At 67.4% G+C, this 21945-nt stretch carries 20 protein-coding genes; 15 read left to right on the forward strand and 5 right to left on the reverse strand.

Annotation, left to right across the window (positions count from 1 at the left end; translation table 11 throughout):
- Positions 1-58: 58 nt before the first annotated feature.
- A complete protein-coding gene (locus ACSQ3N_RS25665; protein ID WP_082517073.1) occupies positions 59-1276 on the reverse strand; it encodes a LysM peptidoglycan-binding domain-containing protein in 1218 nt (405 codons plus the stop codon).
- Between the two features lie 198 nt (positions 1277-1474).
- Here ACSQ3N_RS25665 and def point away from each other — a divergent pair, with 198 nt between their 5' ends.
- From def to ACSQ3N_RS25730, 13 genes are all read left to right on the forward strand, one after another.
- Complete coding sequence (gene def / locus ACSQ3N_RS25670; RefSeq protein ID WP_056171309.1) at positions 1475-1984, forward strand: peptide deformylase; 510 nt, start codon at positions 1475-1477, stop codon at positions 1982-1984.
- Positions 1981-2490, forward strand: a complete 510-nt coding sequence (locus ACSQ3N_RS25675; protein ID WP_082517045.1) for a hypothetical protein — start codon at positions 1981-1983, stop codon at positions 2488-2490. Before def ends, ACSQ3N_RS25675 begins: the two co-directional genes overlap by 4 nt.
- Positions 2491-2541: 51 nt before the next feature.
- The gene (gene fmt, locus ACSQ3N_RS25680) at positions 2542-3537 is read left to right on the forward strand and encodes a methionyl-tRNA formyltransferase (protein WP_056171311.1); all 996 of its coding nucleotides are present in this window, start codon (positions 2542-2544) and stop codon (positions 3535-3537) included.
- Positions 3534-4358 (forward strand): AzlC family ABC transporter permease, encoded by an 825-nt coding sequence (locus ACSQ3N_RS25685; protein WP_056171312.1) that lies wholly within the window; start codon positions 3534-3536, stop codon positions 4356-4358. The genes fmt and ACSQ3N_RS25685 overlap by 4 nt, the downstream gene beginning before the upstream one ends.
- Positions 4355-4690, forward strand: a complete 336-nt coding sequence (locus ACSQ3N_RS25690) for an AzlD domain-containing protein (RefSeq protein WP_056171314.1) — start codon at positions 4355-4357, stop codon at positions 4688-4690. The genes ACSQ3N_RS25685 and ACSQ3N_RS25690 overlap by 4 nt, the downstream gene beginning before the upstream one ends.
- A 167-nt stretch (positions 4691-4857) precedes the next feature.
- Positions 4858-6057, forward strand: coding sequence for a phosphoglycerate kinase (locus ACSQ3N_RS25695; protein ID WP_436147827.1), 1200 nt, complete (start codon positions 4858-4860; stop codon positions 6055-6057).
- A 209-nt stretch (positions 6058-6266) separates the two neighbouring features.
- Positions 6267-6956, forward strand: a complete 690-nt coding sequence (locus tag ACSQ3N_RS25700; RefSeq protein ID WP_056171317.1) for a hypothetical protein — start codon at positions 6267-6269, stop codon at positions 6954-6956.
- Positions 6953-7510 carry a FlgO family outer membrane protein gene (locus tag ACSQ3N_RS25705; protein WP_056171319.1) on the forward strand — a complete coding sequence of 186 codons (558 nt, stop codon included), beginning with the start codon at positions 6953-6955 and terminating at the stop codon, positions 7508-7510. The genes ACSQ3N_RS25700 and ACSQ3N_RS25705 overlap by 4 nt, the downstream gene beginning before the upstream one ends.
- Positions 7511-7664: 154 nt before the next feature.
- Complete coding sequence (gene pyrF / locus ACSQ3N_RS25710; protein ID WP_436147828.1) at positions 7665-8492, forward strand: orotidine-5'-phosphate decarboxylase; 828 nt, start codon at positions 7665-7667, stop codon at positions 8490-8492.
- Positions 8493-8560: 68 nt separating this feature from the next.
- Complete coding sequence (locus ACSQ3N_RS25715) at positions 8561-9463, forward strand: LysR family transcriptional regulator (RefSeq protein ID WP_056171323.1); 903 nt, start codon at positions 8561-8563, stop codon at positions 9461-9463.
- 308 nt (positions 9464-9771) lie between these two features.
- Positions 9772-10761 carry a Bug family tripartite tricarboxylate transporter substrate binding protein gene (locus ACSQ3N_RS25720; RefSeq protein ID WP_436147829.1) on the forward strand — a complete coding sequence of 330 codons (990 nt, stop codon included), beginning with the start codon at positions 9772-9774 and terminating at the stop codon, positions 10759-10761.
- On the forward strand, positions 10758-11786 hold the full coding sequence (locus tag ACSQ3N_RS25725; protein ID WP_436147830.1) for a succinylglutamate desuccinylase: 1029 nt from the start codon (positions 10758-10760) through the stop codon (positions 11784-11786). Before ACSQ3N_RS25720 ends, ACSQ3N_RS25725 begins: the two co-directional genes overlap by 4 nt.
- Before the next feature lie 251 nt (positions 11787-12037).
- On the forward strand, positions 12038-13162 hold the full coding sequence (locus ACSQ3N_RS25730; protein WP_436147831.1) for an ABC transporter substrate-binding protein: 1125 nt from the start codon (positions 12038-12040) through the stop codon (positions 13160-13162).
- 91 nt (positions 13163-13253) lie between these two features.
- Here ACSQ3N_RS25730 and ACSQ3N_RS25735 read toward each other — a convergent pair whose 3' ends face one another.
- Positions 13254-14204: an EamA family transporter gene (locus ACSQ3N_RS25735; protein WP_436147832.1), complete on the reverse strand. Its 951-nt coding sequence runs from the start codon at positions 14202-14204 to the stop codon at positions 13254-13256.
- Positions 14201-14641: an acyl-CoA thioesterase gene (locus tag ACSQ3N_RS25740; protein ID WP_056171332.1), complete on the reverse strand. Its 441-nt coding sequence runs from the start codon at positions 14639-14641 to the stop codon at positions 14201-14203. The genes ACSQ3N_RS25735 and ACSQ3N_RS25740 overlap by 4 nt, the downstream gene beginning before the upstream one ends.
- 293 nt (positions 14642-14934) lie before the next feature.
- Between ACSQ3N_RS25740 and ACSQ3N_RS25745 the strand changes: the two genes are divergently transcribed.
- Complete coding sequence (locus ACSQ3N_RS25745) at positions 14935-16920, forward strand: methyl-accepting chemotaxis protein (protein ID WP_436147833.1); 1986 nt, start codon at positions 14935-14937, stop codon at positions 16918-16920.
- Between the two features lie 56 nt (positions 16921-16976).
- Here the strand turns inward: ACSQ3N_RS25745 and ACSQ3N_RS25750 are convergent, their stop codons facing one another.
- Both ACSQ3N_RS25750 and exaC read right to left on the reverse strand, forming a co-directional pair.
- Positions 16977-17357 (reverse strand): DUF779 domain-containing protein, encoded by a 381-nt coding sequence (locus ACSQ3N_RS25750; RefSeq protein WP_436127993.1) that lies wholly within the window; start codon positions 17355-17357, stop codon positions 16977-16979.
- Positions 17358-17716: 359 nt separating this feature from the next.
- The gene (gene exaC / locus ACSQ3N_RS25755) at positions 17717-19240 is read right to left on the reverse strand and encodes an acetaldehyde dehydrogenase ExaC (protein WP_436147834.1); all 1524 of its coding nucleotides are present in this window, start codon (positions 19238-19240) and stop codon (positions 17717-17719) included.
- 307 nt (positions 19241-19547) lie between these two features.
- Here exaC and ACSQ3N_RS25760 point away from each other — a divergent pair, with 307 nt between their 5' ends.
- Positions 19548-21596, forward strand: coding sequence for a sigma-54-dependent Fis family transcriptional regulator (locus ACSQ3N_RS25760; RefSeq protein WP_436147835.1), 2049 nt, complete (start codon positions 19548-19550; stop codon positions 21594-21596).
- The last annotated feature ends 349 nt before the right edge of the window (positions 21597-21945 follow it).

Here is a 21945-nt window from a genome sequence, read left to right on the forward strand (position 1 = left end):
GAGCAGCCACTGCTCACCGGCTGCGCACAAAGGCGGCCGGTGGTCGCAATGAAGTCAATCAGCGAGGGTTGACCAGACGGTCTCCAACGCGCACGCCACTGTTGATCTCCAGAAGGAGAGCGTATGAAACGCGATCGAAAGTCCGAAACACCATGGCTGTCCCATTGCTTTCACTGGGAAGCTTGATCACGGTCTTCGAGCTGTCGGTCATGTCCTTGATGCGGTCGCCCTTGGTCAAGAGCGAGAGCACATGCCCTGGCTCGATACCGTGTTCTGTACCCACGTTGATGGCTACCACTTGGTTCTGTGCCGCATACGCCGCAGAAAAACTGCCATAGATGGACACTATGCGCGCCTCGACCTCGATCTCAGGCGCGCGAGGGGTGTAGCTGGTGAAAGCCCGTGCTGGTGCGGGCAGAAGACGATCCCCTGCGCGAATTTCTTCCTTGGTACCAGACAAATCCACCGTCGCAGGAATGTATTCGGACAAACGCCCGCCCTTGCCGTCCGGAATCTCTTCAAACGTCTCTCCGCGTACGAGCTCTGCCTTACCCAGATACTGCGCTTCATAACCCAAGATTTCGCCGGTCTGTGGGTCCTTGAGTGCCACCGCGTCACGGAACACCCGGTAGAAGCGAGGCTCTCCTGCCTCGGCGCGTACCGGATCGGCAGGGTCTCCACGCACATAGGCGCGGTCACCGCTGGACATCAATACACGGTCTTCGGTAGTTGCCACGATTCGGGGCGCGCGCTGCAACATCTGCGCATCCACGATGAGAGGCTCGACCAGGAACGGCTCGATCAGGTGGGGCTTAAGCGTTGGCAATGCCGTGTCAGCCAAGGTGTCGCTGCGTGTACGGGGAGACACGCGCACAGTCTGAGGCTCAGCCGTGGAAGCACCTGGTGGAGTTGTCCTCAGACGTGCATACCCATTACTCTGATCAAGGTACAGAATTTGTCCGGGAAAGATCAAATGGGGATTGCGAATATCTTTCAGATTCATGCCCCAAAGCTCAGGCCAGCGCCATGGCCGCTTGAGGTACATGCCCGAAATGCCCCACAGCGTATCGCCGCGCTTGACGGTATAGGTGTCCGGCGCGTTGACTGCAAGTTCCGCCAGGGAGATGCCCCGCTCGGACACCTGCTGTGCGGTGGCACGCTGCTCTCCGGAAATGGGGTAGTTCTGCGCCTGAGCCGGCAGGGCCACCAAAACAGCGCCAGCAACGATGGTGAGCGCGCCTAGGGCGGTCCGCCGCACGCTGGTGAATGCCGTCATGTTGTTCCTTTTCTCATGCATTGTGAAACGCCCCCCCGCTGACGCCTTGGCCTTCGCGCATGCGAACAACCAGGCAACTAAGTTACAAACCTTTTTAGATTCTCTGCTCAAGCCCTTGATTCGGCAACGATTATTGGCTTGCAATACTGCAGCTGGCCGCAAAAGTGGCGAAAATAGCGACATCTCTTACCTGCATCCATGGCAATCCTTCCCATTCTCTGTTACCCGGACCCCCGGCTTCACAAGGTCGCAAACCCTGTCCAGGCGGTCGATGACCGCATGCGGTCGCTCGTGTCCGACATGCTGGCGACCATGTATGACGCCCAGGGCATTGGCCTGGCAGCGACGCAGGTCGATGTGCACGAACGCCTTGTGGTGATCGATGTGTCCGAGGGGCGCGACCAGCCGCTGGTGCTGATCAACCCCGAGATCGTCTGGGCCAGCGCCGAGAAGCACCTCAATGACGAAGGCTGCCTGTCCGTCCCCGGAATCTATGACGGCGTGGAACGTTTCGATGCCGTGCATGTGCGCGCGCTCGACGCCGACGGCCAGTCGCGCGTGATCGAGGCTGAGGGCCTGCTGGCCGTGTGCATCCAGCACGAGATGGACCACCTCATGGGCAAAGTCTTCGTGGAATACCTCTCCCCGCTCAAACGCAACCGCATCAAGACCAAAATGATCAAGCAGCAGCGGGGTGCCCGCGAGTGACAGGCTGGGCGCTTCGCTTCCTGCGGGGCAGCGGAGTGCTGGCGCTGGCCGCGCTGGTGGGGCAGCTTGCGGGCTGTGCACTGGTAGCCAGCGAAAAGCCTGGCGCGCTGCGTGCCGAGGTGATTGCCCGGCAAGGGCCGCCCACCGCGGTGGTGGCGCTGCCCTCGGGCGAGCGGCTGATCTATTCCGAGCTTCCTGCAGGCTTTGCCGCTTACAACCTGGATTTCGACCCATCCGGCCGTCTGGTGCGCAATGAACAGGTCCTCACGCAGACGCGTTTCGAGACCATTCCCGTCGGCATCTGGTCCGTCCGCGATGTGCAGGGCACTTTCGGCCCGCCCCTGCGCGTTGAGCGGGTGGCACGCTTTGACGGCGACATCTGGACCTACCGCTTTCGGCAGCAATCGGACCCGCGCCTGGCCCACGTCCACCTGGACCGCCAGGGCGTGGTGCGGATGGTGATGTTCACCGACGAGCTGCCCAACTTCGACAACACACGCGACTGACGCACAGCGGCTTCAGCGGCTCCAGCCAGCGCGTACGACCCCTTCGTTTCCATGAGAGTCATCTTTGCCGGCACCCCCGAGTTCGCCCGCGTGGCGCTGGAGCGGCTTCTGGCCGCCGGCTTCACCGTGCCGCTCGTCCTGACCCAGCCGGACCGCCCCGCCGGGCGCGGCATGAAGCTGCAGGCCTCGCCAGTCAAGCAGTGTGCCCAGGCGCATTGCATTGCGGTCGCGCAGCCGCGCAGCCTGCGCCTGGACGGCAAGTTTCCGGAAGACGCTGCGGCGGCGCGGGAAGCCATCTTGGCCGTCCAGGCCGATGTGATGGTAGTGGCCGCCTACGGCCTCATCCTGCCGCAGTGGACGCTGGACCTGCCGCCCCAAGGTTGTCTCAACATCCATGCCAGCCTGCTGCCCCGGTGGCGCGGCGCGGCGCCCATCCACCGCGCCATCGAAGCGGGCGATGCCGAAACCGGTGTCACCATCATGCAGATGGACGCGGGCCTGGACACCGGCGGCATGCTGCTGACCGAACGCACAGCCATCGCGCCTGACGACACCACCTCCACCCTGCACGACCGGCTGGCGGCCCTGGGCGGGCGAATGATCGTCGAAGCACTTGAATTGGCGGCCTGCGGCGGTCTGCAGGCCGAACCGCAGCCCGCCGAAGGCATCACCTACGCGCACAAGATCGAAAAGTCCGAGAGCGCCATCGACTGGTCGCTGCCCGCACAGGTGATCGGCCAGCGCATCCGCGCCTTCGACCCGTTTCCCGGCGCCAGCACCGACTGCGCGGGCGAAGCCATCAAAGTCTGGGACTACAAAATTGATAGCGCCCAGGGTACGCCCAATGCGCGCCAGGGCCAAGTTTTGTCGGTCAGCGACGACGGCGTGACCGTGGCATGTGGTGAAGGCACGCTGCGCCTGACCACCCTGCAGCGCGCCGGCGGCAAGCGGCTGGCCGCCGCAGACTTCCTGCGGGGTTTCGAGTTGACACCGGGCATGGTGCTGGGCGCGGCGCCTATGGCGGCTGCGGCAGCAGCACCCGGATGAGCCGCAGCGCGCGCATTCGCCACACGCTGCGCCACCCCTCCTTTCGCATGGCCGTCGTCGACATGGCCGGCACGTCGGTGGGTATTGCGGCCTGGGGCCTGGTCACTGGCGTGGTCATGGTCAAGAGCGGGCTGTCGGTCAGCATGGCCCTGTTCATGTCGCTGGTCGTCTACGCTGGCAGTGCGCAACTGGCGGTCATCCCGCTGATCGCCGTGGGGGCGCCCTTGTCGGTGGTGTGGCTCACGGCCAGCTGCGTGAACCTGCGCTTCGTTATCTTCAGCAGCATGTGGCGCAACTACTTCGGCCACCTGCCGCTGCGCCAGCGGCTGGCGGTGGGCTACTTCAGCGGCGATGTGATCTACGTGGGCTTCATGAAGCGCTTTCCGGAGCCCCGGCCGCAGCCCGAGCAAGTACCGTATTTCTGGGGAGCGGCCTGTACCAACTGGCTGGCCTGGCAGGTGCCTTCGATTGCGGGCATCCTGCTGGCCAACGCCGTTCCGCTGTCGTGGGGCCTGGGGTTTGCCGGCGTGCTGGCGCTGCTCGGCGTGCTGCTGTCGCTGCTGTTCGACCGCGCGACCTGGCTGGCGACAGGGGTGGCGGCCACCGCAGCCGTGGCGGCATTCGCCCTGCCGCTCAAGCTCAACATCCTGGTGGCCATTGCGGCGGCCGTGGCGGCCGGACTGCTCATGGAGGCCGTGGACCGCCGCCGCCACAAACCCGAAGTGGTGCTACTGCCGGCCGACAGCGTGCTGCCGCCCGAAGAGCTTGAGCACGCGAAGGCGGGCGACATCGTGCCGCTGCGCGAGGAGCGCCACCCATGAGCTTCACCTGGATCGAGCCAGCCATCGCCATCCTGGGCCTCGCGGTTATCACCGTGGTCTCGCGCGCATTCTTCATGATCCCGGACCGCGAGCTGCCCCTGCCCGACTGGCTCAAGCGCGGACTCAAGTACGCGCCGCTGGCCGCGCTGGCCGCCGTCATCGCTCCCGAGATCCTCATGACCCAGGGCGAGTTCATCGACACGTTCATGGACGCCCGCCTGCCGGCGGTGCTTTGCGCCAGTGGCTACTACTTCTGGAAGCGGGGCATCCTCGGGACCATCGTCGTGGGCATGGTGATCTACCTGCCGCTGCACATCGGGCTGGGCTGGTGAAGATAGGCGCCCCCTGAGTCGCTGCGCGACTTCCCCTAGGGTGACGCACCCGGTGGCCTGGCAAAGCCAGATCCACGGGTGCACTGGCACAGACAGGAGTGCGCCCCTCAAGCGCGGTTACTAAAATGGCCGCCGCGAGCCCCCTTTCCTCCTTCCAAATCTCTGCCATGAACATCCTCCGCTTCTCCGATCTGTGCGCCCAGGGCAAGGCCCAAGGCCAGCGCGTCTTCATCCGTGCCGACATGAACGTGCCGCAGGATGACGCCGGCCGCATCACCGAAGACACCCGCATCCGCGCCTCGATCCCCTGCATCCGCATGGCGCTGGACGCCGGTGCCGCCGTCATGGTGACCAGCCACCTGGGCCGCCCGACCGAAGGCGAGTTCAAGCCTGAAGACTCCCTGGCACCAGTGGCGGCGCGCCTGTCGGAACTGCTGGGCCGCGAGGTCACGCTGGTCGCCGACTGGGTCGACGGCGTGACCGTGGCGCCCGGCCAGGTCGTGCTGCTGGAGAACTGCCGCCTGAACGTGGGCGAGAAGAAGAACAAGGAAGACCTGGCACGCAAGCTGGCCGCCCTGTGCGACATCTTCGTGAACGACGCGTTCGGCACCGCCCACCGCGCCGAGGGCACCACCTACGGCATCGCCCAGTTCGCGCCCATCGCCTGCGCAGGCCCGCTGCTGTCAGCCGAGATCGACGCCTTGACCAAGGCCCTGGCGCAGCCCCAGCGCCCCCTGGCCGCCATCGTGGCGGGCTCCAAGGTGTCGACCAAGCTCACCATCCTGAAGAGCCTGGCCGACAAGGTCGACCAACTCATCGTGGGCGGCGGCATTGCCAACACTTTCATGCTGGCCGCCGGCCTGCCCATCGGCAAGAGCCTGGCCGAGCCGGACCTGCTGGACGCGGCGCGCGAGGTGATCGCCGCCATGAAAGCACGGGGCGCGGATGTGCCGATCCCCACCGATGTGGTCACCGCCAAGGCGTTCTCCGCCGACGCACCCGCCACCGTCAAAGCCGCTACAGACGTGGCCGAGGACGACCTGATCCTGGACATCGGCCCACAAACCGCAGCCCGACTGGCCGCCCAGCTCAAATCGGCCGGCACCATCGTCTGGAACGGCCCGGTGGGCGTGTTCGAGTTCGCCGCCTTTGAAAACGGCACGCGCGAGATCGCCAAGGCCATCGCTGAATCCCCCGCGTTCAGCATCGCCGGTGGCGGCGATACCCTGGCGGCCATTGCCAAGTACGGCATTGAAAAGCAGGTGGGCTACATCTCTACCGGCGGCGGCGCGTTCCTGGAAGTGCTAGAGGGAAAGACACTGCCTGCATTCGACATTCTTCAAAAACGAGCCGTTACCTCAAATTGATTTTTGTTACGTATGAAGTCGCAAGCGCATGCGACTGCACGTAAGCAGTCACACGGAACTGTGACCAAAAACAACGAATTGCGAGCGGCAGGGCGCAGTTACCTCAATTTTTTCTTGTTTTTGTTGAGTATCCCGCCCAGAATTATTTTTCAATCGCGTGGGATGTATCTGTTCATGTCCCCGCCTCTCAAAGTCCGTAGGAGGGAATCATGAAATTTTCAAAAGCAGTCAGCTTGGCGGTACTCGCTGGCGCCGTGGCTACGTTGGCGGGTTGCGCCTATCGTTCGCCCATCCCTCTCGCAGAGAACTTTGAACTGACGGTTCAACCGAAGGTGCGCTCCGCAGGCCACTGGGAACTGCTTTCCAACGACGTCGTGGCGCAGACGCTGAGCACGCTCGACAAGGCGGGCACAGCCCCCGGCACCGCGCTGTACGTGGCCCAGCCGCCCAACCCCAGCCCGTTTGACCTGGCGTTCCGCGAGTTCCTGATCACCCGCTTTGTGCAAAGCGGCGCGCCCGTCCTGCAGGACCCTGGCCAGACGCTCACCGTCACCTACAACACCCAGCTCGTGCGCCACAACAGCGCCCGTCCTCACTTCATTCCCGGTCAGTTCACGATGATCGCGGCCGGCCTGATGGCCGCCTACGGCCTGCGCCACGAGCACATCGACACGCAGCTGCTGGCCACGCTGGGCTTTACCGGCCTGGCAGATTACGGCTCCAGCATCAACTCCGGCGGCCCGACGAACACCGAGCTGATCCTGACCACCACCGTCACGCGCGGTGGCCAGTATGTGGCCCGCAAGACCGACGTCTACTACCTGGAAAACGCGGACACGCCGCTGTTCCTGCGTCCGTCTTACTACAAGTACGTCAACATGAAGGTGGTCTCGCAATGAAATCCGCTGCACTTCTGACCGCACTGGCCGCAGCAGCTCTGCTGGCTGGTTGCGCCAACAATGGCACGACCGTCCGCAACGAGCCGACCTACCAGGAAGCCTCGAACAACCAATTCCTGAACAGCAGCCGCGACGCTGTGTCCAAGCTGACCGCAGGGTTTGACCTCACCGCCACCGGCACAGGTCCCGTCCTGGTGGCCACGGTGGTCAACGTGAACGACCTGAGCCGCTCTGCGCCTCTGGGCCGCACCTTGTCCGAGCAATATGCCTCGCACATGGCGGCTACCGGCTTCGATGTGAAGGAAGTCAAGTTGCGCGGCGACGTGTTCGTGCGCGAAGGCGCCGGCGAGCTGCTGCTGTCGCGCGAGATCAAGGACATTGCACGCAATCACAGCGCCTCGCTGGTGCTGGTGGGTACGTACTCGGCTGCAGCCAACTACACCTACGTGAGCCTGAAGCTCGTGCGCACCGAAGACAGCCGCATCATCCGCGGCTATGACTATGCCCTGCCGAACGACCGCGACGTGCAGCGCTTGCTGGCAGTGCAGCGCTAAGCCGCAGCCCGCTGTTCGCTATTCAAAAAGGCCGTTTCGACGGCCTTTTTTATTGCCTGCTCAGCAGGGGCCAGCGCATGCATGACAACGTCGCACACGGGCAGCCGCCAGAAAACCGGCAGCTGCCAGCAGCCCCCACTTAAAATCACGCCCCATGACCTTCACCGACATGCTGCGCGACTCCACGGCGCAGAACAACTCCCTGCTGTGCGTGGGCCTGGACCCGGAGCCCACGCGGTTTCCTGCGGGGTTGCAGGGCGATGCGCACAAGATCTACGACTTTTGCGCCGCCATTGTGGACGCCACGGCCGACCTGGTCTGTGCCTTCAAACCCCAGATCGCCTACTTTGCCGCGCACAGCGCCGAAGATCAGCTCGAGCGCCTGATGCAGCACATGCGGGCCAACGCACCGCACGTGCCGGTGATCCTGGATGCCAAGCGCGGCGACATCGGCTCCACCGCCGAGCAGTACGCCAAGGAGGCCTTCGAGCGCTACGGCGCCGATGCGGTCACGCTCTCGCCCTTCATGGGCTTTGACTCCATCGAGCCCTACCTGGCCTACCACGGCAAGGGCGCCTTCCTGCTGTGCCGCACCTCCAACCCGGGTGGCGACGACCTGCAGACCCAGCGCCTGGCCAGCGTGGAGGGCCAGCCGCTGATGTACGAACACGTGGCGCGCCTGGCGCAGGGGCCCTGGAACAAGAACGGCCAGCTCGGCCTGGTGGTGGGCGCGACCTACCCGCAAGAGATCGAGCGTGTGCGCGCCATTGCGCCCACGTTGCCGCTGCTGATCCCCGGCGTGGGCGCGCAGGGCGGCGACGCGGCAGCCACCGTGCGTGCCGGGCTGCGGGACGGCGGGCCGATCATCGTGAACTCGTCGCGCTCCATCCTGTACGCCTCCAAGGGCGACGACTTCGCGGACGCAGCGCGCACCGAGGCCCAGCGCACCCGCGCCGTGCTCGAAGCCTCGCGCAGCCGCTGAGGCACCGCAATTGGGGGGCCGACGCATGATGAGCACCCGCCCCACCCACCGGCCGACGCCGCACCGCCATGCAGCTTAAATGGCTTGAGGACTTCATCGTCCTCGCGCAGGAACGCAGCTTCACCCGCGCGGCCGAGCTGCGGCATGTCACCCACCCGGCTTTTGGCCGCCGCATCCGGGCGCTGGAGGCCTGGGCGGGCACGCCGCTGGTCGAGCGCACGGGCGGCCCGGTCACGCTGACGCCAGCCGGGCACAGCTTTCTGGAAACCGCAGGCCAGCTGGCCCGCAACCTCGCCCAGTCGCACGAGGAACTGCAAAGCCTGGCCGGCCGGCAGGCCCGCACGGTGACGCTGGCCACGGGCCGCACGCTGGCGCGCACCGTGGTGGCCGACTGGCTGGTGCGCCTGCAGCCGCTGCTGCAAGGCGGCGAGCTGTGCATCCGCACCCGCGCGCTGGCCGACACGGTGGCGCTGCTGGAGCGCAACGAGGCCGACTTCTCGCTGGTGTACCACCACCCGGCGCTGGCCATCCGGCTCGATGCGCGCCAGTTCCTGCACATGACCGTGGCCTCGGACCGGCTGGTGCCGGTGTCGCGCGCCACGGCGCAGGGCCACGCGATGTACCGATTCGGCCCACCAGGCACCACAGATGCCGTGCCCTACCTCGCCTACGCACCGCAGCTGGCGCTGGGCCGGCTGGTGGAGGACCACCTGGCGCACAACCCGCACGCCCCGCGCCTGCAGCGGGTGGTGGAGTGCGATTCGGCCGACGCGCACTACGAATACGTGCAAAAGGGCTTGGGCGTGGCCTGGCTGCCCTGGTCCATGGTGCATGCCGACTGCAAGGCACGGCGCCTCGCGCCTGCCGGGGATGCGCGGATGGAGGTGCGGTTCGACGTGCGCCTGTACCGGCCCAAGCGCCGCCTGGGGCCGCTGGCCGAGGCACTGTGGAAGGCCCTGTCACAGCGGTGATGCCCCGCCGATGCAGCACGAATGCAGCATCGATGCGGCCTAGGTGCCGCTCAGGTACTGCTCAGGTCCGGCGTGGATGCGACACATGCATTGGTGGATTCATCCATCACGCAGGGGTTTTCCCTGCACGCCCGGTACGGATTGGCAATGGTTGGTGCCGTTTCAGCACCAACACAGCAGATCGTATTTTCGACAATGGGTTACGCCGCAGGAAGTTTTACGGCACCACCCGCCCTGGGTGGCCTCGTAATCCTGACCCCGTGGCGGTTTGCAGCAGCCCACAACACCACCGACCCGGACCTCACACCATGCACCACCCGTCTTTGTCCTCCCCCCTGCGCCGCACCGCGCTGCTGTGCACCCTGGCGGCCCTGGCCACCGCCCCCGCCTGGGCGCAGCAGGACGCCTATCCCTCCAAGCCCATCACCATCGTCGTGGGCTACCCGCCGGGCGGCAGCACCGACCTGACCGCGCGCACCGTGGCGACCGAGCTGGGCAACAAGCTGGGCGTCCCGGTGGTGATCGAGAACATCGGCGGCGCGGGCGGTGCCATTGGCGCGCAAAAGGTGGCCAGCGCGGCGCCGGATGGCTACACGCTGCTGGTGGGCGCCAGCAATGAGATCGCCATCAACAAGCTGGTGACCAAGAAGGTGAAGTACGACGTGAAGGACTTCACCGCCATCGGCCTGATCGCCTCGCAGCCGCTGGTGCTGGTGGCGTCCGCCGGCTCGGGCGTGAAGAACGTGGCCGAGTTCACGCAGAAGGTCTCGAAGAACCCCGGCAAGTTCAGCTACGGCAGCTCGGGCGTGGGCACGTCGCTGCACCTGGCCGGTGAGATGGTCAAGGAGCAGGGCAAGCTGTTCATGACGCACATCCCCTACCGCGGCGTGGCGCCGCTGACCAACGACCTCTTGGGCAACAACCTCGAATTCGGCGTGTTCGTGCTCTCGAGCGGCCTGCCGCACATCAAGAGCGGCAAGGTGATCGCCCTGGGCACGACCGAAGCCAAGCGCTCGCCCACCACGCCGGACATCCCGGCCCTGGCCGAGTCGCCCCAGTTCAAGAACGTGGACATCGGCGTGTGGTTCGCGCTGCTGGCGCCCGCCAACCTGCCCAAGCCCGTGTTCGACAAGGTGAAGAAGGCGCTGAACGACAGCCTGCAGTCGCCCGACTTCCGAAAGAAGATGGAAGCCACCGGCTCCACAGTGGCGGCCACCAACGTCAACATCGACCAGTACCTGGCTGCCGAAGTGGCCAAGTACAAGAAGATCGTCGAATTCGCCAAGATCGAAGAATGAACCGCAACGACGACCTCCACCACGGCGCGGTGCCACCGCTCACCTTCGCGCTGCCCGCGCCCGACATCAGCGCCTGGCGCGCCGGCAACACCGGCACCGAAGGCGTGTGGCACTTCGACTCGGGCCAGCCCGGGCGCCACGTGATGATCAGCGCGCTGGTGCACGGCAACGAGCTGTGCGGCGCCTGGGCGATCCAGGGCCTGCTCGAAGCCGGCGTGCGGCCGGAGTCCGGCACGCTCACGCTCGCGTTCTGCAACCTCGAAGCCTTCGACCGCTTCGACGCCGCAAGCCACGATGCCTCGCGCTTCACCGACGAAGACCTCAACCGCCAGTGGCTCGACGAGCGCATCGACGCGGCCGACACCGCGGAACGCCGCCGCGCTGCGGCCTTGCGGCCCTTCGTGGCGCGTGCGGACTGGCTGCTCGACATCCACTCCATGCACGAGCCGTCGGCACCACTGCTGCTCACTGGCATCCAGCCGCGCAATCTGGCGCTGGCGCGCGCCATGCGCTCGCCCGAGCACGTCGTGGTCGACGCGGGCCACAAGGACGGCGTGCGCATGCGCGACTACGGCCGCTTCGGCCTGCCGGGCAACGACGGTGAGGGCGCCGGTGGGGGCGAAGCCGCCGACACCCGCTCGCTGCTGGTCGAATGCGGCTTTCATGGCGACCCCGCCAGCCGCGCCGTGGCGCAGGACCAGTGCGTGCGCTTTCTGGAGCAGTCCGGCGTGATCAGTCCCGCCGCGCTGGCAGCGCAGCTACCCGGCTGGCGCCTGCCCGATGCACCCCGCCAGTGGGCGCTGGATGTGACCGGCCCGGTCGTGGCCACCAGCAGCGCGTTCCGGTTCGTGGCGCCTTACACAGGCCTTGAGGTGTTTGAAAAAGCGGGCACCGTCATCGGCGACAACGACGGCGTGCCGGTGACCACACCGTACGACGACTGCGTGCTGGTGATGCCCTCGGTGCGCCAAGCCCGTGCGGGCGTGACGGTGGTGCGCTTTGCGCGCCGCAAGGCACTGACCTAGCTGTCCCCCCGGCGCCGTCCGTGCGCCTGGGCGCACAGGCGCTCTCGCACACCCCATGGCTGGCGCTTGGCAACGCCTGGCCAGCGCCATCGCCCCGCCGTGCAGCTTCAGGCTGCACGGCTGCCAACCCACCCGCACGCGCCCACGCTGCGGGCGACCTCACCCCATCCCATGCCCGCTGCATGACCCGCTGTGATGAACAGCCCGGCGTCATGGGGACCACTGTTTTCCATGAATACAAGGACATCGCCATGAAAGTCTGGTTGTTGATCTGGGCACTGCTGCTGGCCCCCTTGCATGCCGCTGCCCAAGAGGTGTCCAAGGACGAAATCGTCCTCGGCCAGTCGGCGTCCTTCACCGGCAGTTTTGCCAGCCAGGCGGCGGCGTACCGCGACGGCGCGCTGCTGTACCTGAACGAGGTGAATCGCCGCGGCGGCATCCATGGGCGCAAGATCCGCCTGGTGTCGCTCGACGACCAGTACAAGCCCGAGCTGGCGGTGGAGAACACCCTCAAGCTCATCGAGCAGCACGGTGCCTTCGCGCTGACCCACTACACCTGGACGCCGGTGGCCCGCGCGGTGATTCCGGTGGCGACGAAGTACAAAGTGCCCTTCTTTGCGCCGTACACCGGTGCCAGCGACGTGTACCGCTCCAGCAGCCCCATGGTCTTCACCGTGCGCGCGAGCTTTCATGCCGAGCTGGAGGCGATCATCCGGCACGTCACCACCCTGGGTATCCGCAGGATTGCGTTCGTGCGCTACACCAGCAAGACGGGCGACGAGCTGCTCGCCGAGCTGGAGCCTTTGCTGAAGAAATACGGCGCCACCCTGGTGGGCACCGGCAGCATGGCCAACAACTCTGCCCAGCCGAAAGACGCCATCCGGCAGCTTGCGCCCATCGAGGCCCAGGCCGTGCTGCTGGGCGTGTCCGGCACCGACGCGGTGTCGTTCATCAAAGGCTACGAGGCTGCCACTGGCCGCAAGGCGCAGTACTACGCTCGCAGCCTGGTTGGCGCACGGCAACTGGCGCAGGAGCTGGGCGACCAGGCTTTCGGCATCTCGGTCACCCAGCTGGTGCCCAACCCCTTCAAGCAGGTGGTGGAAGTGAGCAAGGAGTACAACCGCCTGCTCAAGAGCGGTGGGGCCGGCGCCCAGCCCGACTACATCTCGCTGGAGGGCTTCATCGCCGCCAAGGTGTTCTGCGAAGCGCTGAAGCGCACCGGCCCGACACCGACGCGCGCGGGCTTTTTGCAGACGCTGTCCCAGATGAAGGTGGATGTGGGCGGGTTCGAAGTGACCTTCAGCCCCGGCAACCACAACGGCTCCGACTTCGTGGACATGACCATGATCGGGCGCCAGGGCAGGCCTATCAACTGACCGGGCAGGCGGGGGCAGGTTGCGCCGCCACGACGGCACGACGACGCGCCCAATCCGATAGCAAACACGGGGCGGTGCGATGGGTGGCGGGCTATCTTCTCTGGAGCCTGGGCCCCAGCACCACACAGGCAAGCGCCGCCACGATCAGCGCAATGCCCGCCCACTGCCAGGGCGCCACGCCTTCGCCCAGCAGCAGCATCCCCGCGGTGAGCCCGACCACCGGCACCGCCAGGCTGAAAGGCGCCACGCGGTTGGCAGGGTAGCGCTGCAGCAGGTTCGTCCACAGCGCATTGCCCACGGTGTTGGCCGCCCAGCCCAGGTAAGCGACGGCAGCCCAGGCCGACAGCGGCACGCTGGCGAGGGTGTCCCACTGCAGCCAGCGCGCGGCGTCGGGGTCGAACACCGCCGACAGGGCGATGAACGGCACGATGGGTACCACGCTGCTCCAGATCACGAAGGCCAGTGGGTCGTAACCCGGGCTCGCGTTCTGCGCCAGCCGCGCCACGATGTGCGATGCGGCCCACATCGCAGCAGCACACAGCGTCAGCAACAGGCCTGCCAATGTGGTGGCCTGTGCGGCGCTGACTACGGTGCCGTGACCGAGGTGGTTCATCGCAAAACACGCCAGGCCCAGCGCCGCCAGCGCCAATCCCCACAGCAGCGGACGCCCCGGCTTCTCGCGCAGCAGCGCAAATGCGAACAAGGCCGTGAAGAACACCTGGGTCTGCAGCAGCACGCTGGCCAGGCTGGCCGTCATGCCCGTCTTCATCGCAATGAACAAGAACCCGAATTGCCCCACGCCCTGGAACAGACCGAACCACAGCACCCAGCGCCAGTGCACGCGCGGCGGCCGGATCGTCAGCAACAGCGGCAGCGCCGCAAACACATAGCGCGCCACACCCAGCTGAAAGGGGCTGAAGCTGCGCAGCCCCCATTTCATGGCCACGAAGTTCACGCCCCACAACACCACCACGACCAGCGCGATGAGCAGGTCTCGCGCCCGCAGCGGCGGCGCCCCCTGCGCCGTGCCGTGCCCCGTCACTGCGCGCTGCGGGCCGCGTCGATGTGGGCCTGCACGCGCTGCGCCAGCGCGATATCGCCGGGGGTCTCGGGGCTCCATTTGTCGATGGTGCGGGGCTGCTCGTCGGAGTCCACCGCTGTGTAGACCGCCACGCAGTGCAGCACCTCGTGCTGCGGCTCGCCGTGAAGGCCGCCGCTGCGCACCTCCACCGCCAGCTGCATGGCCGTGTCCGTGGTCGCCGCCAGGCGGGCATGCACTTCGACCAGGTCTCCGGGCCGGATGGGGTGCATGAACTGCGCGCCGCCGACGAACTCGGTGATGCACGGCCCCTTGGCCCAGGCGCTGGCGCAGGCAAAGCCGGCTTCATCCACCCAGCGCAGCACGGTCCCGCCGGGCACGCGGCCGGCCTGCGGCAGGGTGCTTTGGGACGCCAGGAAACGCAGGGTGATCGATTGCATGCGGGTGCTCCATCAAAACGGTGCAGGGGGTATGAAGCCATTATCACCAGCCACCCGGCGCGCTGCAGGGGGCGCCGCGTCAGTGCAGCCCGCGCGCGAACGTAGGTGCAGCGCCGGTGGTGCGCAGGCCCGGGGCCGGCGCCACAGCTTGACCTGAGTCAACACCCTGCAGGCCGCACTTGCCTACATTGCGTAGCAACCCTGCGGCCCCGGCCTGCCGCGCCGCCCACCGGCGATGGCCGACCACGCCAGAGCCGGTTTTCACCTTGCACGCCCCGGCGTGCCGCCCTGCCATGTCACTGCTTCACCGACTGAACCTGCTCGAAAAATTCCTGATCCTCGGAACCCTCGGGCTGATGATGAGCGCGCTGCCCACGTATGTCTATGTGGCCGACGCACTGCGCGGCATCGGCCACGCCCGGCAGGAGGCCCGCGGCGTGCCGCCTGCGCAGGCCGTCACGCGGCTGGTGCAGGCGGTGCAGGTGCACCGGGGCCTGTCGGCCGGCATGCTGGGCGGCGACGAGTCGCTGGCGGCACGCCGCCCCGCTGCGCGCGAGGCGGTCGAGGCCGCACTGCGCGACGTGACCGAGCGCTTTGCCAGCGCACAGGTGCCCGCGGCCCAGGCTGCGGCCTGGAGGGACGCACAGCAGGCCTGGCGCACGCTGGAGCAGGCGGTGGCCGCGCGCGGCATCGAGCTGGCGCAGAGCACGGCGCAGCACACGCAGCTCATCGGCACGCTGCTGCAGCTGAGCGCGTCGCTGGTGCACGCCTACGGCCTGCAGATCGATCCCGAAGCGCCCACGCATGCGCTCATCCAGTCGTCGCTGATCCAGGCGCCGCTGCTCGGCGAGAAGCTGGGCCTGCTGCGCGCGCAGGGCGCGGGCGCGCTCGGCCGCGGCCAGCTCAGCCCCGAGGCCAAGGGCCAGATGCTGGTGCTGCAGCAGCGCGTGGGCGAACTGCAGGGCGACACCTTCGGCGGGCTGGACCGCGCGCTGCAAGGCGATGCAGAGCTTCGGCAGGCCCTGGGCAGCGGCACGCAGGACATCCAGGCGCAGATCCAGCAATCGCTGCAGCTGGCCGAGCGCGAGGTGATCAACGCGCCCGAACTCAAGATGGCCTCCAAGGACTACTTCGACGCGCTCACCCGCACCATCGATGCGCTCAACACACTCAACACGCAGTCGCTGGCCAGCCTCGCCCAGGCGCTGCAGGACCGCGTGGCGCGGCTGCAGCAAAGCCTGCTGTGGGTGGCGGTGGCGCTGGCGGTGACGCTGTCGGCCACCTGCGCGATGGCCCTGGTGTTCGTGCGCTCGATGACACAGCCCCTGAAGCAGGCCGTGGGCCTGGCGCGCGCGGTGGCCCAGGGCGACCTGGGCGGCGCGCCCATCGCCCACGGCACGAACGAAGTGGGCCAGCTGCTGCAGGCGCTCCTGCAGATGCGCACGCAGCTCACCGGGGTGGTGCGCCAGGTGCGCAGCGGCTCCGAAAGCGTGGCCACGGCCAGCGTGCAGATCGCGCAGGGCAACACCGACCTGTCGGCCCGCACCGAGAGCCAGGCCAGCGCGCTGGAGGAAACCGCGGCGTCCATGGAGCAGCTGAGCTCCACCGTGCGGCAGAACGCCGACAGTGCGCGCCAGGCCAGCCAGCTGGCCGACAGCGCCAGCACCGTGGCCGTGCAGGGCGGCGAAGTGGTGGCCCAGGTGGTGCACACCATGCAGGGCATCAACGCGTCGTCGCAGAAGATCTCGGACATCATCGGCGTGATCGACTCGATCGCCTTCCAGACCAACATCCTGGCGCTCAACGCCGCGGTGGAAGCAGCGCGAGCAGGCGAGCAGGGCCGCGGCTTTGCCGTGGTGGCCAGCGAAGTGCGCAGCCTGGCCGGCCGCAGTGCCGGGGCCGCCCGCGAGATCAAGGCCCTCATCAGCGCCAGCGTGGAGCGCGTGGAGCACGGCACCGCCCTGGTGGACCGCGCTGGCAGCACGATGAACGAGGTGGTCAGCGCCATCCGCCGCGTGACGGACATCGTGGGCGAGATCAGCACCGCCAGCCACGAACAGTCCTTGGGCGTGGCCCAGGTGGGCGAGGCCGTGACGCAGATGGACCAGGTCACGCAACAGAACGCCGCGCTGGTCGAAGAAATGGCCGCGGCCGCCGGCAGCCTGCAGCTGCAGGCCGAAGACCTGGTACAGGTGGTGTCGGTTTTCAGATTGGGCGACGAAGGCAACGCGCACCTGCCGGCCACCGCGCCTGCATCTCAATTGCTGCAAATTCGATAGCTGCCAGCGCTTCATGGACAGGCGTTAGAGGCCGATTTACCTCAAAATCCGCCCCCTCAACCGCCCGCCACGCCGCGCTCGATGCCTAGCGCGGCCAGCTCCGCATCGCTGAACACCCGCGACCGCGTGTGGAACGCCTTGCCCTCGGGCCCCTCCAGCGAAAAGGTGCCGCCCGTGCCCTCGATCACGTCGATGATGAGCTGCGTGTGCTTCCAGGTCTCGTACTGCGCGCGGCCGATGTAGAAAGGGCAGCCGCCGATGTCGCCCAGGTACACATCGCCCGCGCCCATCGTGATCTCGCCGGGCAGATAGCAGTTGGCCGCGCTGTTGTCGCAGCAGCCCCCTGACTGGTGGAACATGAGGTCAGGCCCGTGCTTGGCTTGCAGAAAGGCCACCAGCTCCAGCGCGGCGGGGGTGGCGATGACTTTGTCGACCATGGGTGTCTCCTTGTTTTGTCACAAGCAATGGGAGCCGTAGCCAGCCCCCACCCCTTGCATAGATTCCATAGTTCTGCACCCACCAGTCCGTTCACGCTGAGCCTGTCGAAGCGCGGCGCAAGGCTTCGACAAGCTCAGCCTGAACGGTGGGGAAGTTTCGGCCAACACCTGCAGCGCTCTGTCGTCGGCCGATCCCGTCGGCGACCGCTGTACCGTCTGCGGCTGCTTTAGGGCCACGGCTGCTACACAAGCCCTTCAGCACCACCCGCAACCCGTTCACGCTGAGCCTGTCGAAGCGCCGCGCAAGGCTTCGACAGGCTCAGCCCGAACGGTGCGTGCCTGTGCCATGTCGATGGGCCTCAGAAGAAGCCGAGCTTGTTCTCGCTGTAGCTGACCAGCAGGTTCTTGGTCTGCTGATAGTGGTCGAGCATCATCTTGTGCGTCTCGCGCCCGATGCCCGACTCCTTGTAGCCGCCGAACGCCGCGTGCGCCGGGTACGCGTGGTAGCAGTTGGTCCACACGCGCCCGGCCTTGATTGCGCGGCCCATGCGGTAGGCGACGTTGCCGTTGCGGCTCCACACGCCGGCGCCCAGGCCGTACAGCGTGTCGTTGGCGATCGCGAGGGCCTCGGCCTCGTCCTTGAAGGTGGTCACGGCCAGCACGGGGCCGAAGATTTCCTCCTGGAAGATGCGCATCTTGTTGTGGCCCTTGAACAGCGTGGGCTGCACGTAGTAGCCGCCTTCCAGGTCGCCGCCCAGGTGGGCCTGGCCGCCGCCGGCCAGCACCTCGGCGCCCTCCTGCTTGCCCAGGTCCAGGTACGACAGGATCTTGGTGAGCTGCTCCTTGCTGGCTTGCGCACCCATCATGCTGTCGGTGTCGAGCGGGTTGGCGTGCTGGATGGCGGCCACGCGCTTCAAGACGCGCTCCATGAACTTGTCGTAGATGCTTTCCTGGATCAGCGCACGCGACGGGCAGGTGCAGACCTCGCCCTGGTTGAAAGCGAACAGCACCAGGCCTTCGATGGCCTTGTCCAGGAAGGCGTCGTCCTTGTCCATGATGTCGGCGAAGAACACATTGGGGCTCTTGCCGCCCAGCTCCAGCGTGGCGGGGATGAGGTTGTTGGCAGCGGCCTGCGCGATCACGCGGCCGGTGCTGGTGGAGCCGGTGAACGCGATCTTGGCGATGCGCTTGCTGGTGGCCAGCGGCATGCCCGCCTCGCGCCCGTAGCCGTTGACGATGTTGAGCACGCCCGGCGGCAACAGGTCGGCGATCAGCCCGGCCAGGATCAAAATGGAAATCGGCGTGGACTCCGCGGGCTTGAGCACCACGCAGTTGCCCGCGCCGATCGCCGGGGCCAGCTTCCACGCGGCCATCAGGATGGGGAAGTTCCACGGAATGATCTGGCCCACCACGCCCAGCGGCTCCTGGATGTGGTACGCCACGGTGTTCTCGTCGATGTTGGAAAGCGCCCCTTCCTGCGCGCGCACGCAGCCCGCAAAGTAGCGGAAGTGGTCCACGGTGAGGGGGATGTCGGCGTTCAGCGTCTCGCGGATGGCCTTGCCGTTGTCCACGGTTTCGGCATAGGCCAGCAGCTCCAGGTTCTGCTCGATGCGGTCGGCGATTTTGAGCAGGATGTTGCTGCGCGTGGCGGCGTCCGTCTTGCCCCAGGCATCGGCAGCGGCATGGGCGGCGTCCAGCGCCAGTTCGATGTCCTCAAAGGTGGAGCGCGCGGCCTGGGTGTAGACCTTGCCGTTCACCGGCGAGATCACGTCGAAGTACTGGCCCTTGACCGGGGCCACGAACTGGCCGCCGATGAAGTTGTCGTACCGGGGTTGGTAGGCGATCTTGGCGCCGGCGGCGCCGGGGGCTGCGTATACGGTCATGTGCGTTGTCTCCAGGGATGTTGTGTGTGGCATCGGCCGGCCGGGCGGGCCGCTCCGATGCACTCCCCTACTCAAGACGCATGCCAGCGCCTGGCACGCAGCGGACCGTTGATTCCATGGGGATTTTTCTGTCGGAGCACTGTCCGGACCGTCACACCGTGCCCGCCCGCCGTGTTCCGCAACGCCACACCTGTCACGAAATGGAACACCCGCACCGCGCGGCACGCCGGCGCCCTTGCCCCGGCCGGGTGGGGGCGCCATACTGGCCGCAGCGGGTGCACCAGACGCCTGCACAGGAGACCAGCGCGTGCGTTCTTCCGCCACCATTCCACCCCTTGTGGCCTTGCGACAGGCCCGCCAGCACCTGCTGGAGTTCGGCCAGTGCCCCAGCGGCCTGCTGGACGAGCGCCTGGCCCGATCGTGGAGCCGCAGCATGGCCGCTGGCCTCGCGCCCACGGGCCGGGCACCGGGCGTGGAGCACGCGAGCAGCGGCACGCTGCGCCATGCGCTGGCCAGCAACCCCGAGCTGCTGGCGCATTCACGGCCGGTGATGGAATACCTCTTCGAGCAGGTGCGCCACAGCCAGAGCGTGGTGGTGCTGGCCGACCGCCGCGGCATGCTGATGCACACGCTGGGCGACCCGGGCTTCGTGGGCAAGGCCGAGCGCGTGGCGCTGACGAGCGGCGCGTCGTGGCACGAAGCGCACCGGGGCACCAACGCCATCGGCACCGCGCTGGCCGAATGCACGGCCGTGGAGGTGCACGGCGGCGAGCACTTTCTGGAGCGCAACAGCTTTCTCACCTGCGCGGCCTCGCCCATCCTGTCGGCCACCGGCGAGCTGCTGGGCATTCTCGACATCTCGGGCGACTACCGCCAGGGGCACGCGCACACGCTGGGCCTGGTCAGCACCGCGGCCCGCATGATCGAAAACCGCCTGCTGGCCGCCGCCTGCAAGCGCAACATCCGCCTGCACCTGCACCGCGACCCCGAAGGCATCGGCAGCGTGGCCGAAGGCATCGTGGCCGTGTCGGGCGACGGCTGGATCGTGGGCGCCAACCGCGCAGCCCTGGCCCAGCTGGGCCTGAGCGCCAGCGATGTGGGCGCCACCGAGCTCGAGCGCGTGGTGGACGCGCGGCTGGACGACCTGCTGTCGCACCACCAGCGCCGCCCGCAGCAGCCGCAGGCCGTGCGCCTGCCCGGCGGTGCCCTGCTGTTCGCGCAGGTGCAGAGGGACCCCGCAGCGTGGCCGGGCACCGCGCTGGCGTCGGCCCGCGGCGCAGTGGCAGCCCCCGAGGCCGCGGCACCGGCACAGGCCGCGGATGCCCTCGCGCAGCTGGACACGGGCGATGCCCGCTGGCGCAGCGCCGCCGACAAGGCGCGCCGCGTGGTGGGCAAGCCGATCCCGGTGCTGATCCAGGGCGAGTCGGGCGTGGGCAAGGAAGTGTTCGCCCGCGCGCTGCACGCCAGCGGGCCGCGGCGCGACGGCCCTTTCGTGGCCATCAACTGCGGCGCCATCCCCGAGAACCTCATCGAGGCCGAGCTGTTCGGCTATGTGGGCGGCGCCTTCACCGGAGCGCGCAAGGAGGGCAGCGCGGGCCGGCTGCGCGAGGCCCACGGCGGCACGCTGTTCCTCGATGAAATCGGCGACATGCCCCTGGCCATGCAAACCCGCCTGCTGCGCGTGCTGCAGGAGCGCAGCGTGACGCCGGTGGGCGCCGGCAAGTCGTACACGGTGGACTTTGCGCTGGTGAGCGCCACGCACAGCCAGCTGATGCAGGCCGCCGAACAAGGGCGCTTTCGGCAAGACCTGTACTACCGCATCAACGGCCTGACGGTGCAGCTGCCCGCGCTGCGCGAGCGCACCGACTTCCTGGCGCTGACGCAGCAGCTGCTGAGCTCGCTGGCCACACCGACCACAGGACCCAGCCCCTGCCCCGGCCGGCCGCGCAGCCTGCAGCTGGCCCCCGACCTGCTGGCCCGCCTGGCGCGCTACCCCTGGCCCGGTAACCTGCGCCAGTACGCCAGCGTGCTGCGCACCGCCTGCGCCATGCTTGACGACGGCGAAGACACGCTGCGCTGGGACCATCTGCCGGACGACCTGGCGCAGGCGCTGGCGGCGCGGGAACAGAAAGAGGAACACGCACACGCAGGCAGCGGGCCCACGGCCTGGCCCACCGGCCAAGCCACCGCAGACGACGACGGGCCCCCGCCCGCGCCACTCAACCTGCGGCAGCTGTCCCACACCGCCATCGACCAGGCCCTGCAGTCCACCCGCGGCAACATGTCCGAGGCCGCGCGCCGCCTGGGCATCAGCCGCCAGACGCTGTACCGCAAGCTCAAGAAAACGCCTGGGTGAGCGGGGCAGCGGGGCTTGCGGAAGAAGCGGCACCGGAGACCTGCAAGCGCGGTAGCGCGGCGACCGCCAGCGGGCGCGTGGTGCGGCGGGCCGGGGCGTACTCGGATGCGCTTGCAAATAGCTACTGTTTTGATAGCTGGTTAGGGCTTATCCAACGATGGGCCTACAACTCGGCATTCTGAACCACCGTGTTGTCGCTCCGTGCACCATCCGGCCGAGTACCGACTTTTCGGTTCGTCTGCTCAACTGAGCGCCTGGGCCACCCTGCCTGCCTGCTCAGGACATCGCCTGCCGCGTCCAGCAACTGGGCAGCCGCGCAGAGATCCCGCAGCGGGCGCTGACTCGCCGC

It is taken from the genome of Acidovorax sp. LjRoot194, assembly GCF_964253015.1.
In the GTDB taxonomy this organism is placed as follows: domain Bacteria; phylum Pseudomonadota; class Gammaproteobacteria; order Burkholderiales; family Burkholderiaceae_C; genus Acidovorax.

Bases quoted from the DNA above. Each gene is read 5' to 3' on its own strand.
- ACSQ3N_RS25665 (WP_082517073.1), bottom strand. From the start codon at position 1,276: ATGACGGCATTCACCAGCGTGCGGCGGACCGCCCTAGGCGCGCTCACC.
- def (WP_056171309.1), top strand. From the start codon at position 1,475: ATGGCAATCCTTCCCATTCTCTGTTACCCGGACCCCCGGCTTCACAAG.
- fmt (WP_056171311.1), top strand. From the start codon at position 2,542: ATGAGAGTCATCTTTGCCGGCACCCCCGAGTTCGCCCGCGTGGCGCTG.
- ACSQ3N_RS25685 (WP_056171312.1), top strand. From the start codon at position 3,534: ATGAGCCGCAGCGCGCGCATTCGCCACACGCTGCGCCACCCCTCCTTT.
- ACSQ3N_RS25690 (WP_056171314.1), top strand. From the start codon at position 4,355: ATGAGCTTCACCTGGATCGAGCCAGCCATCGCCATCCTGGGCCTCGCG.
- ACSQ3N_RS25695 (WP_436147827.1), top strand. From the start codon at position 4,858: ATGAACATCCTCCGCTTCTCCGATCTGTGCGCCCAGGGCAAGGCCCAA.
- ACSQ3N_RS25700 (WP_056171317.1), top strand. From the start codon at position 6,267: ATGAAATTTTCAAAAGCAGTCAGCTTGGCGGTACTCGCTGGCGCCGTG.
- ACSQ3N_RS25705 (WP_056171319.1), top strand. From the start codon at position 6,953: ATGAAATCCGCTGCACTTCTGACCGCACTGGCCGCAGCAGCTCTGCTG.
- pyrF (WP_436147828.1), top strand. From the start codon at position 7,665: ATGACCTTCACCGACATGCTGCGCGACTCCACGGCGCAGAACAACTCC.
- ACSQ3N_RS25715 (WP_056171323.1), top strand. From the start codon at position 8,561: ATGCAGCTTAAATGGCTTGAGGACTTCATCGTCCTCGCGCAGGAACGC.
- ACSQ3N_RS25720 (WP_436147829.1), top strand. From the start codon at position 9,772: ATGCACCACCCGTCTTTGTCCTCCCCCCTGCGCCGCACCGCGCTGCTG.
- ACSQ3N_RS25725 (WP_436147830.1), top strand. From the start codon at position 10,758: ATGAACCGCAACGACGACCTCCACCACGGCGCGGTGCCACCGCTCACC.
- ACSQ3N_RS25730 (WP_436147831.1), top strand. From the start codon at position 12,038: ATGAAAGTCTGGTTGTTGATCTGGGCACTGCTGCTGGCCCCCTTGCAT.
- ACSQ3N_RS25740 (WP_056171332.1), bottom strand. From the start codon at position 14,641: ATGCAATCGATCACCCTGCGTTTCCTGGCGTCCCAAAGCACCCTGCCG.
- ACSQ3N_RS25745 (WP_436147833.1), top strand. From the start codon at position 14,935: ATGTCACTGCTTCACCGACTGAACCTGCTCGAAAAATTCCTGATCCTC.
- ACSQ3N_RS25750 (WP_436127993.1), bottom strand. From the start codon at position 17,357: ATGGTCGACAAAGTCATCGCCACCCCCGCCGCGCTGGAGCTGGTGGCC.
- exaC (WP_436147834.1), bottom strand. From the start codon at position 19,240: ATGACCGTATACGCAGCCCCCGGCGCCGCCGGCGCCAAGATCGCCTAC.